The organism is Methanobrevibacter sp., assembly GCF_045636185.1.
Taxonomy (GTDB): domain Archaea; phylum Methanobacteriota; class Methanobacteria; order Methanobacteriales; family Methanobacteriaceae; genus Methanocatella.
In genome coordinates this window covers 1-10708 of record NZ_JAZTXC010000099.1, presented here as the reverse complement: position 1 = coordinate 10708, position 10708 = coordinate 1, and the positions used below count along the sequence as shown (strand labels likewise).

The 10708-nt window shown below is 33.2% G+C and carries 7 protein-coding genes; 5 read left to right on the top strand and 2 right to left on the bottom strand.

What is annotated here, in order from left to right:
• The first annotated feature begins 144 nt into the window (after positions 1–144).
• From ACKI3Q_RS05780 to ACKI3Q_RS05760, 5 genes are all read left to right on the top strand, one after another.
• Positions 145–1701: an SLC13 family permease gene (locus tag ACKI3Q_RS05780; protein ID WP_407415164.1), complete on the top strand. Its 1557-nt coding sequence runs from the start codon at positions 145–147 to the stop codon at positions 1699–1701.
• 693 nt (positions 1702–2394) lie between these two features.
• Positions 2395–3846 (top strand): ATP-binding protein, encoded by a 1452-nt coding sequence (locus ACKI3Q_RS05775; RefSeq protein WP_407415162.1) that lies wholly within the window; start codon positions 2395–2397, stop codon positions 3844–3846.
• 547 nt (positions 3847–4393) lie between these two features.
• Positions 4394–4984, top strand: a complete 591-nt coding sequence (locus tag ACKI3Q_RS05770) for a HEAT repeat domain-containing protein (RefSeq protein ID WP_407415160.1) — start codon at positions 4394–4396, stop codon at positions 4982–4984.
• Positions 4985–5199: 215 nt separating this feature from the next.
• The gene (locus ACKI3Q_RS05765; RefSeq protein WP_407415158.1) at positions 5200–5850 is read left to right on the top strand and encodes a HEAT repeat domain-containing protein; all 651 of its coding nucleotides are present in this window, start codon (positions 5200–5202) and stop codon (positions 5848–5850) included.
• Positions 5851–5932: 82 nt separating this feature from the next.
• A complete protein-coding gene (locus ACKI3Q_RS05760) occupies positions 5933–6865 on the top strand; it encodes a hypothetical protein (RefSeq protein WP_407415156.1) in 933 nt (310 codons plus the stop codon).
• A gap of 285 nt (positions 6866–7150) precedes the next feature.
• On the opposite strand, the gene ACKI3Q_RS05755 is transcribed toward ACKI3Q_RS05760, so the two are convergent.
• Both ACKI3Q_RS05755 and ACKI3Q_RS05750 read right to left on the bottom strand, forming a co-directional pair.
• Positions 7151–8170 (bottom strand): Fic family protein, encoded by a 1020-nt coding sequence (locus ACKI3Q_RS05755; RefSeq protein WP_407415154.1) that lies wholly within the window; start codon positions 8168–8170, stop codon positions 7151–7153.
• A gap of 539 nt (positions 8171–8709) precedes the next feature.
• Positions 8710–10708 (bottom strand): Ig-like domain repeat protein (locus tag ACKI3Q_RS05750; protein ID WP_407415152.1); only part of this gene is annotated, 1999 nt, incomplete at its 5' end.

The window sequence follows — 10708 nt, the reverse complement described above, 5'->3', positions numbered from 1 at the left end:
ATATAGAAAAAGAAATAAACAAACTAATTATTAGGCAATGATGATGTTAAAATGGAATTTGAGTTTTGAATAAGAATTAATTTCAAACTACTATTTTTTTTGTCATTGCTTTTTTTTGATTCATGAAATAGGATAGTAATTAATATGGAAACAGAAAACCAACATTCTGATGAAGATATACAATCACGTGGGGACTCCTTTGATAAGAAACGTCGCATAAGTGGTGCCATTTTAGGACCATTATGTGCTATTATACTCTGGTTTCTCCCAATTCAGGGTCTTTCGGATCCCGCCCACCACCTGTTGGCTATAATGGCATTGGTATCCATTTGGTGGATAACTGAACCTGTGCCTATCCCAGTCACATCGTTACTTGGCCCCACACTCTGTGTCGTGCTGAATGTTGTGCCTATGGATGAGGCCTTTGCAAACTTCGCCAATCCAATCATATTCCTGTTTATGGGCAGTTTCCTCATTGCAACAGCTATGATTGTGAATGGTCTTGACAAGCGTATTGCCTACGGTATCATTTCGATGAGATGGGTAGGGGACTCCCCTCGACGCATCTTCCTAGCCATAGGGCTGGTATGTATGATTGGTTCAAGTTGGGTTAGCAATACTGCCACAGCAGCCATGATGTTCCCAATTGCACTGGGACTTCTTGAAGCCATCCGCGAGATTATGGCTAAAAACGGTAAAAAAATAGACCTTACCAACTATAAATATGCCACAGGACTCATGCTGATGATAGCCTACGCTTGTTCCATTGGAGGTGTTTTCACCCCAATAGGCACACCTTCCAACCTTATTATGATGGGACTCCTCGATCAGCTTGCTCCTAATGCTCCATCTGTGTCATTCATCCAATGGATGATGTGGGGATTTGTTGCAATGGTGGCCTTTTTCATCTTAACTTATGTCATATTATGGCGTATGTATCCAGCCGATGAAAATCATATAAAAGGAACAGAAACATTCATTCAAGATCGTGTCAAAGAGCTTGGCAAGTGGACTAAGGCACAGAAAAATACAATATTCGCTTTCGCTTTGACAGTTGTTCTATGGGTCGCACCAGCAGTCTTGACTATCATCTACAGCCCTGATGCCCCAATTGTGAAAATATTCAACACGTATTTCCCAGAGCACATTGTTGCTCTTGTTGGCGGATTGCTACTGTTCTTCCTGCCGGTGAACCTTAAGAAAGGAGAGATGACACTAAAGTGGAAAGATGGTGTTGAAGGTATAGATTGGAGCACACTGCTTCTTTTCGGTGGTGGTTTATCCATGGGCGGACTGATGTACACCACAGGATTGTCCAACTGGATGGGTGCTGGCATCAGCAATTTAATAGGATCTAATCCCTCAGAGATAGTCTTCATTGCAGTTTTCTGCATTTGCACTCTGTTGCTTACTGAGTTCACATCAAACACAGCATCTACCAATCTTATTGGTCCGATTGCAATTACTACAGCCATGTCACTGGGATTCAGTCCTATTCCTGTTGCTGTAGGTATTGCCTTGGCTTCATCACTTGGATTTATGATGCCAGTCTCCACACCGCCTAATGCAATTGTCTACTCCTCTGGTTATGTCCCAATCACAAAGATGATTAAGACGGGAGCCATCCTTGATTTCATAGGCATCCTGTTTATAACTATTCCAATAGTTCTCGTGGTTGTTACTGCCGTCATGGGACTATAAGAAAATATGTAAATCGCATGAACATTAGTTTGTGCGATTTTTTTTTAATTTATATGCCTAAATTCAAACACCATATATTATAAAAATAGAGAAATGTAACTTATTAGTAGTGGGATAGCTATTTATATATAACTTAAAAATTAAATCATTAATTAATTAAAATTATTTGGAGAGAGAGGTTATATGAAAACTCATGTGATAGTTGTATAACTTTTGTTCTCTCTACACTACTTTTTTTTAGAACTCCTGATAATTAAGCATTTTCATCTATACTGGAGAAGATGTATCTAATGGAACTCCAAATCATGTACCATAAACTGAGCCAAATAAAGATACTATGTAACTATTGTTCTTTTATTGGAAAAGTTGCAGTGTAAGATACTAAAATTATTGCAAACAATCGATGAAAAGGAATTATTGTTATGCCAATGTCGATATGAAATTACTTTAAAAGTTGTCTGATATTGGAATATTCTTATAGTTTAATAATATTGCTTTTATTTCAAACAAAAACTATATAAATTGATTAATTCAATATATGTCTGAATAATTAGTATTTAATTAAGAATTAAGTTAAAATACATTTATTCAAATATTTGAATAAATCTTTATATATAACTATTTAAATATTTGAATAATTATTTATATATGTTAATTCAAATATTTGAATATATATATAATGAGGATGTTGCTATGATTGAAAAGGAAGAATTAATCGCAAATTTCATTAAAGATGAATTGACTGATGTTCCTAATGTCTTAAATAAAGAGTTATCTAACAATAATATGAAATTCAACTCCCGAGAAGAATTGGATGGGATAAAAGGATACTTGGATACTTTTTTAAAAGAAGATACTTCAAATAAGATTATAGTTTTGCCAGGTCTTAGGGGTGTTGGCAAAACAACATTGATTCTACAGGCATATGAATATCTCTTAAAAGAAAAGAATATTCCTCCCAATAATGTGTTATACATTTCCTTTGATGATTTAAATGATCTGGTTGAATGCAATATAAGACAGATGGTTGAAGTATACCTGAAAAACATATTTCATGCAAACTTGAGAAATTTAGATGAAAAGGTTTTCATATTCGTTGATGAATCACAAATCGATAAAAAATGGGCTTCCTCTGGAAAAGTAATATACGATAAATCATATAATATTTTCATGATATTTACAGGTTCTTCTGCTCTTCATTTGGAACGCAGTGATGATCTTGCAAGAAGAATGCGTAAAAAATCCGTAACTCCTCTAAACTACACACAGCATTTAAAATTAAAATATGGTGTTGACGTAAGTTGTTTGTCTGCTGATTTAAGAGATTTGATATTCGGTGGAGATATTAATAATGTTTTATCATCCGAATTTAAAGCAAATAACTTATTGACCAATTGCTTGGATTACTCTTCTACAGATTGGGATGAATATTTTAAATTCGGTGGTTTTCCAATATTGTTTGACAAAAAGTCTCATCGGGAAATATGTGAGGATTTGGTTGAAATTACACAAAGGGTCATTACAAAAGACATACCGCAAATAAAAGAGCTTTCATCTGAAAACCAATCCAATGCAAAACGTATTTTAAGATATCTTGCTCTCCAACAGCCTGGAGAATTAACACAAGCGAATCTGGCAAATTACTTGAAAACATCAACTGCAAATGTAAATAAGATATTGGATTTGCTTGAAAAGACCCATCTGATTTTCCATTGTGAGCCGTATGGTGGTTCAGCCAAAAGGGCTAAAAAATCATGGAAATATTATTTTGCAACACCCAGCATCAGACATGCCCTGTCAACCAAAGTGGGAAACCCATTGCTTGGAAGTGATGATTATGAAGGGTTCCTTCTTGAAAACCTAGTTGCATCAAATTTGTTTAACTTATCCAATAATCAATTCACAAATTTCACTATCTATTATGATGCCGACAAAAAAAGAAATGTTGATTTTCTGATTCAAAAAGATTGCGAAAACATCATTCCAATCGAGGTGGGTCGTGGAAAGAAAAAGAAACTACAGATTAAACATGCAATCAACAAATATAATTGTCAATATGGTATAGTGGTTGCAAATAACTACTCTTCTGTAAAAAAGGATGATGACATAATTTATATACCTCCAAAAACATTTTCATTTTTATGAATTAGCTATTAATTATATATAACTTAAAAATTAAATCATTAATTAATTAAAATTATTTTGGAGAGAGGTTAATATGAAAACTCATGTGATAGTTGTATAACTTTTGTTCTCTCTACACTACTTTTTTTAGAATTCATGATAATTAAATATTTTTCATTCATCAATTATTTGTCTATTCCCCTAAATTTCATAACTTATTCTATATGAATAAAATTACAAATGACTTGATCTAATGGGGGGGAGGTTATAAATCTTGACGGTTATATTGGGGAATTGAAAAATATGAGATTAATGTATTAACTTTTTGTTAGTATATAAACTTATCGATTAAATTTACTAAAAGTTATTAAATCTTAATTATATTAATCTTTAATTTTTTATTCTAATCATGTTTAATTTTCTAAAATTAATATTGTTTGTTGAATTTTTACAAATTAAATTAGTTATATTTATTAAAATGGATATTAAAAATTTTTCGCGCATAATAATAAAATCGCTATATATATATGCTTTGATAAAATATCAACCGTCAATGTAGGTGATATTAATGAGTTTAATTGACAGATTCAAAAAGAAAGAAACTCCAGATGAAATGTTAGAAAAAATAAATAATAATTCGTTAAGTTTAAAAGTTCGTGAAAAAACATTGCAAAAAATAAACGATGAAAAAATATTGGCCAATATTGCAATGAATAAAAAATGTGATCGTTCGCTTAGAGAAGGAGCATTACGAAAAATTTCAAATCAAGATTTATTGATGGAAATTGCTAGTTCTAGTGAGGATTGGATTGGTGAAGGTGCAGCGTATAATCTTAATGGGGAAAATTTATTATATTTTATAACTAATAGAAAATTCCCAACAAGTACTCGCAATGAAGCAATGGTTTTTCTTAATTCCCAACCTGTATTTATCACTTGTCTTCATCCTGATGAAGACCCGGAAATTAGGAAAACTGCTTTACATTTTGTAAAAGATAAAAAATTGATAGAAAAAATTGCAAAAGATGATGATGATCCAGAAATCAGAATAGAAGCCATAAATCAATTTGGATGGAGAGACGATATTGTCCTTCAAAGGTTATATGAAAATGAAAAAGATGAAGATGTGCGTGATGTGATATATCAAAAGTTACATTGATGATAAAAAGGCATTGTTTAATCCAAAAGTAAAAAAATAGATTAAAAAACTACTATGGGGTAATTTTATTGGTTTTTCGTGCCAGTTATATAATGAAAAATAAAAAAAACTGATAATTGGGAGATTAATTCTGAAAAAGAATAGATTTATTTTTTTTAAAAATGAATGCTCCGATCCTACGATTTTTCTATAAATGATTTATTTCGGTGATGAATGTGGGTTTTATAGATAAAATATTTAAAAAAGAAAAAATAGATTATGCTCAAAGTTTTAAAGAGAAAACAGAAAATAAAGAGGTTATAAACGATAAAGAAAATACCAAATTAGAAGATTTTATTGAAAAATGGGCGGATAATGACCGTGATTCAAATGTAATGTATGCGGCGGTTATTTTAGCTCACAAACATGCAGCCTATAAGAATTTTTCTGATTTTGATTTTAATGAAGTGAAAGAGACTACCAATGTTCTTATTGAAGCTGCAGACCAATTAAACCCTACAAATAAAAAATTAGAAAGATGGTATAAGAATGAAGCTAAAAAAATTCAATCACAAATATATTTATTCTATGGTTTAAATTCCTCTGATTGGCGTGTTCGCAAAGAAGCAGTTGAAAATATAGATGACCAAAAACGTTTATCACATATTGCTAAATATGATTCCAATGTATCAGTTCGTGGTGCTGCCGTTCAAAAGGTTAGTAATCAAGATGTTTTGGCGGATGTTGCACTTCATGAAGAACATGTGGGGGTTCGTTTAGAAGCAGTTAAGCGTGTAAAAAGTCGTGATGTCTTGTATGATGTTGCTTGTAATGACTCTGATGAATTTACTCGTAAATTTGCAAAAGACAGGTTAAATGAATTATAAGTAAAGGAGGGTCATGTTTTTGTAGGGTGTCTCAATTTGAAAAAATTTAGCATAGATAAAATTTTGTTATGGAGGTATTTTTATGGGGTTATTTGATAAATTTAAAAAAAATAAATCAAATGGATTTGGTTTTAAATATCTGAAAGAGTTAATTGAAGGTAGTAATGAAATAGTTTTAGATAATGATATAATGTTGGTTGCTGGTGAGGAAACAGAATTTCCTGAAGGAATTGTTTTAGATAAAAATATTGTCATTGATGGGAACGGTCATGCTATAGATGCAAAAGGAAAAGCACAGATATTCCGCTGCACAGCCAAAAAAGTCGCAATCAAAAACATCACACTCAAAAATGGATTCTGCGAAGACTCTGGTGGAGCGATAGTGAATGATGAAGGAGAGCTTTTAATTTGCAAATCCACCTTCAAAGACAACAGGGCAGGAAACTGGAGCGGAGCGATACAAAACAATAAGGGGAGAATTAAAATCATCGAATCTAGACTAACAAACAACACAGCAGAACGCTCTGGAGGAGCAATAGGAAACGATAGAGGAGATTTAAAAATCATCAAATGTTCACTGAAAGACAACAAAGCAATTGATGATGGCGGAGGTGCAATAAACAATTATGCAACAGCCAGAGAAGAATCCACAGTTGACATTTCACAATCCACATTCTCAGGAAACTCCGCAAAATGGGGTGGAGCGATATACAACTTTATGGGCACATCTAAAATCTCAGAATCAAGGCTTGAGAAGAACACAGCAGAAGACAGCGGAGCCGTAATGAGCAATCGCGGAAAAGTAATCATCACAGAATCAGAAATAAGTAAAAACACAGGAACAGCTCAAAGCGGAGCGATAACTAATTATATGGGTGATTTAAAAATCATTGACTCTGCAATAACTCATAACAATGCCAATATGGGCAGTGGAGCAATAGATAATGATAAGGAAAGATCATTCACTAGTGTAAACTGCAAATTTGAAAACAATAATCCGAGAGACTTTAAATAGGCTAATTGAGTGATTTTTTGCATATCTTAATGCTTGCAATTATGGGGCGAACAATTTGATTTCATTTAAAGTCCATGATATGGACTTTAATTTATTGTTTTTCAAATGATTTTTATTTTTGAATATTACTCTAATGTAACATTCGATTTTAACATATTGATAGTTGATGATTAACATCTTTTGGGGTTGATGATTAATTTTTTAAAACTCTTTAAATTACTTATTTTTTGATTTAAACCATTCTTATTAAAAATAAAAAAATCATGATGGTTGATGATTAATGTTTTATTTCAAAATATATTCTGTATTTCTGCCTTTTCCGATACTTTCTATCAATTCTTTATTTTTTAGTTTTCTAATAATTTTATAGCTGGCTTGAGGAGTGATATTTAACATCTCTTGGATATCTTTATTTTGAATATGTCCTTTTTCTTCAAGTAGAGTTAATATGGAAATTTCATTTGGAGTTAATTGAATGGTATTGTCATATTTTGATGTGATTTCACTTAATTTTAATACTTCTGATTTAACTTTATTGATTGAGTATAATACTCCGCCGCAGAAATATTCCAGCCACTTTGTCAAGTCATGGTTTTTATCTGCACTGTTTAGTGCATCGACATAAGCCTGCCTGTCCTGATTGTAATATTCGTCTAAAGTGAAGTAGTCATTGATATTAAATTTGTGAACGGATAGAATTAATGTTGCCATAAGTCTGCTGGTACGCCCATTTCCATCAACAAAGGGGTGTATACGTACTAATTCATAATGAAGAATTCCTGCGATAATGATAGGATACATTTCATCGGTTGAATTGTTTAACCAATCTAATAACTCATCTACTAAACCAGGTACTTTATAAGCATCTGGCGGTATATAATTTATTTTTTGAGTATGCAGATTACCAATAAATACGCGAGTATCTCTAAATTTGCCCTCATATTCGGAATTTCTTAATAAATCTTTAGTCAGGTCTTTATGTACAGATAAAATTGTGTCTTGGGTAATAACTTTATCTGAATATTGACCTAAATTATTTAATACATTGAAATAATTCAATACTTCCTGTTCTGCTTTTGTAGTTGGTTTCTGATTGTTGTTGATTAATGTTTTTACTTCATCTAAGTTTAATGGATTTCCTTCAATTGATGTTGAGTAATGTGAAGATCTAATGAGAGCATCCTGTTTTAATTTGGTATCGTATAAGGGGATTATTTTAGCATTGCTGATAACTTCTTTGGCTGAAGCGATTTCAGCAATGTAATTTACAATTTTATCGGTGTAGGTAAATTTAGGTTCAAACATGGTATCAACTTTATTTTTCTTAATTATTATACTATATGTGGTTGATGATTAACATATTTTTTGGTTGATGATTAATTTTTCAAAACTCTTTAAATTGCTTATTTTATAATTTAAACAATTTTGAGTAATAATAAAAAATCTATGTTGGTTGATGATTATGGTTGTTGATTAATGTTTTGTGAATAAATTTATTTTAATTTTCTTTTGGAATTAGGTAACTATTCAAAAATTTGACCAGTAACCGTTTGAAAATAAAATTTTAAATATATGGTTACTTCTGAAATAAACTTTTTGATTACCTAAATCCTGATAAAATGGTAACTATACGATTTTCGATGGGCTACATTTTGTTACTAAATGTTATTTAATTCATTATAGTATATAAAACTTTAGTTATCCCACTTGGAAAAATACCCCTCTCCATCAATTTTTTCAATTAGTTGCTGAGTCCAAAGTCCATTTACCTTCCATGCCCTATCCTTTAGTAAATAGAAAATTAAAAAAAGAAAGAGAATTTAAAAAAATCCTCTTTTAATGTTTTATCTTTTGCGATATGTGATAACCATTGCACATAATGCCAATAACATCAATGCAATTGGATTACCTGTTGCGTTAGCATCAACAACATTAGATGAAACGTGTTTGGTGGTTTTGTTCTCATCCGTATTGTTGCTGTCAGGCTCGGTATTGTTGTTCTGTTCTACCTTAATGGAAAGTGTTGCAGAGCTTGCATTGTAGTAATCATTTCCATGATAATAAACATCCGCCACAGTGTCCTTATCAGGAATCACAACATCCTTGAATGTTGCAACGCCGTCGATGACTTCTGCGGTATATGTCTTACCATCAACTGTCAATGTGGCAGTGCCGTTTTTGACCGGATTGCCTTTCTCATCAACAATTTTCACTTTAATGTCTTTTTTCTCACCGGCCTTTCCGCTGACATCTTCAGCTGAAGGAGCCTTGGTGTTGACCTTTTCGACATTAACGCTGATTGAAGATGTACTGGAGTTATAATAGTCATTTCCGTTGTATGTAACGGTTGCATTATATTCTCCAGGGCTCGGCAATTCAACGCTTAATACGGCCTTGCCGTTTTCTACAGTGGAGTTGTATGTTTTTCCATTTAAGGTCAATGTAACTGTTCCGTTAGCGACAGGATTATTGTTGTGATCTAAAACAGTGACTGTAACATCCTTTTTATCATCAGGTTTTCCTGATATGTCAACGCCTGAAACTGTAGTGTTCACTTTCAGGATTGTAAGTGTTGATTCTGCTTGAACGTCATCAGCATCACCGCCGGAATAGGTTACTGCATACGGGTATGTGCCCGGATTGTCAACTTTGACATTGAATGTGGCTTTACCGTTGGAAACCGGAACGGATTCATCCGCACTTAAGATAGGATATCTTGAAGCTGCAAGCAGTTCTTTATTATCATACTTGACGGTCAAACCTGCAGTACCTTCACTGACAGGATCTCCATTCTCGTATTTGAACTGTACAGTGAAGCTGACCGCTTCACCAGCATAACCGGTGACCGGAGCAATGACAATTGAAACAACATGCTTGATGTGCAGTCTGGAACTGTTGGATACACTTGTATGGTTTTCATCCGCAACAGTGGTTAAACTGACAGTGTAATCGCCGGCAGCCAAATCAGAAACACTGATTGGATTATCAGGTTTTACAGTGCCGTTTGCAACAGCCCTATCGTTAGCGTCAATAATCCTGTAGGATATTTCAGTTGCATTGACTGATGAGACCGGAATTGAAATGGCATCACCGAAGCTTGCAACAGCATCCTCAGCACTGACAGTTGAGTTTGCTGGTTTAACAGTAATCTTGGATGTGTAGTTAGCAGCAGTGTAATTACTGTTTACTACAGTTGTTAGATTGACTGTGTATTCTCCAGCAGCTAAATCAAGACCAGTGATGTTTTCACCAATATTAATGGTGCCTTCTTTAACAATAGCACCTGAACTGATGATTTGATATGAAACATTAGTTGCATTCTCAGAGTCTACAACAACTACAATAGAATCACCATAGGTAACTTCAACATCACCTGCACTAACAGAGGAGTTAGCTTTTAAGACAGTGATTTCTGTAAAGTTGCTGGCACCATTCCAATCCGAGTTTACTGTGTTGTTATAGTATACAGTGTAATTTCCTGCACCTAAACCGCTGATTGTTATGGTGAATCCATCAACAATGATATTAGCCTCAGCAACTGTGCCATCAGTGTTGCAGATGACAATACTGGATTTGTTTATTCCAGTGCAGTTTTCACCGCTAGTCACTAAAACAATATCACTTGGGTAAGGGACTGTTTTATTCTCGGCACCGATAGTTGAATTAGCTTTACTGATAGTTACAGTTCCATTGTTGACAGTTACATTATCCAATCCAGTATATGATGCATTTACTTCATAGACTCCGTAATCATCAAATTTATGTACTGCCCACCAAGTTCCATTACCACCATAATTGGCACTAATTTCCTCACTGTTTGGGAGGATAAATAGTAATTTACCT

Excerpts from the sequence above, each read along its gene's own strand:
- ACKI3Q_RS05780 (WP_407415164.1), top strand. The coding sequence starts at position 145 with ATGGAAACAGAAAACCAACATTCTGATGAAGATATACAATCACGTGGG.
- ACKI3Q_RS05775 (WP_407415162.1), top strand. The coding sequence starts at position 2,395 with ATGATTGAAAAGGAAGAATTAATCGCAAATTTCATTAAAGATGAATTG.
- ACKI3Q_RS05770 (WP_407415160.1), top strand. The coding sequence starts at position 4,394 with ATGAGTTTAATTGACAGATTCAAAAAGAAAGAAACTCCAGATGAAATG.
- ACKI3Q_RS05760 (WP_407415156.1), top strand. The coding sequence starts at position 5,933 with ATGGGGTTATTTGATAAATTTAAAAAAAATAAATCAAATGGATTTGGT.
- ACKI3Q_RS05755 (WP_407415154.1), bottom strand. The coding sequence starts at position 8,170 with ATGTTTGAACCTAAATTTACCTACACCGATAAAATTGTAAATTACATT.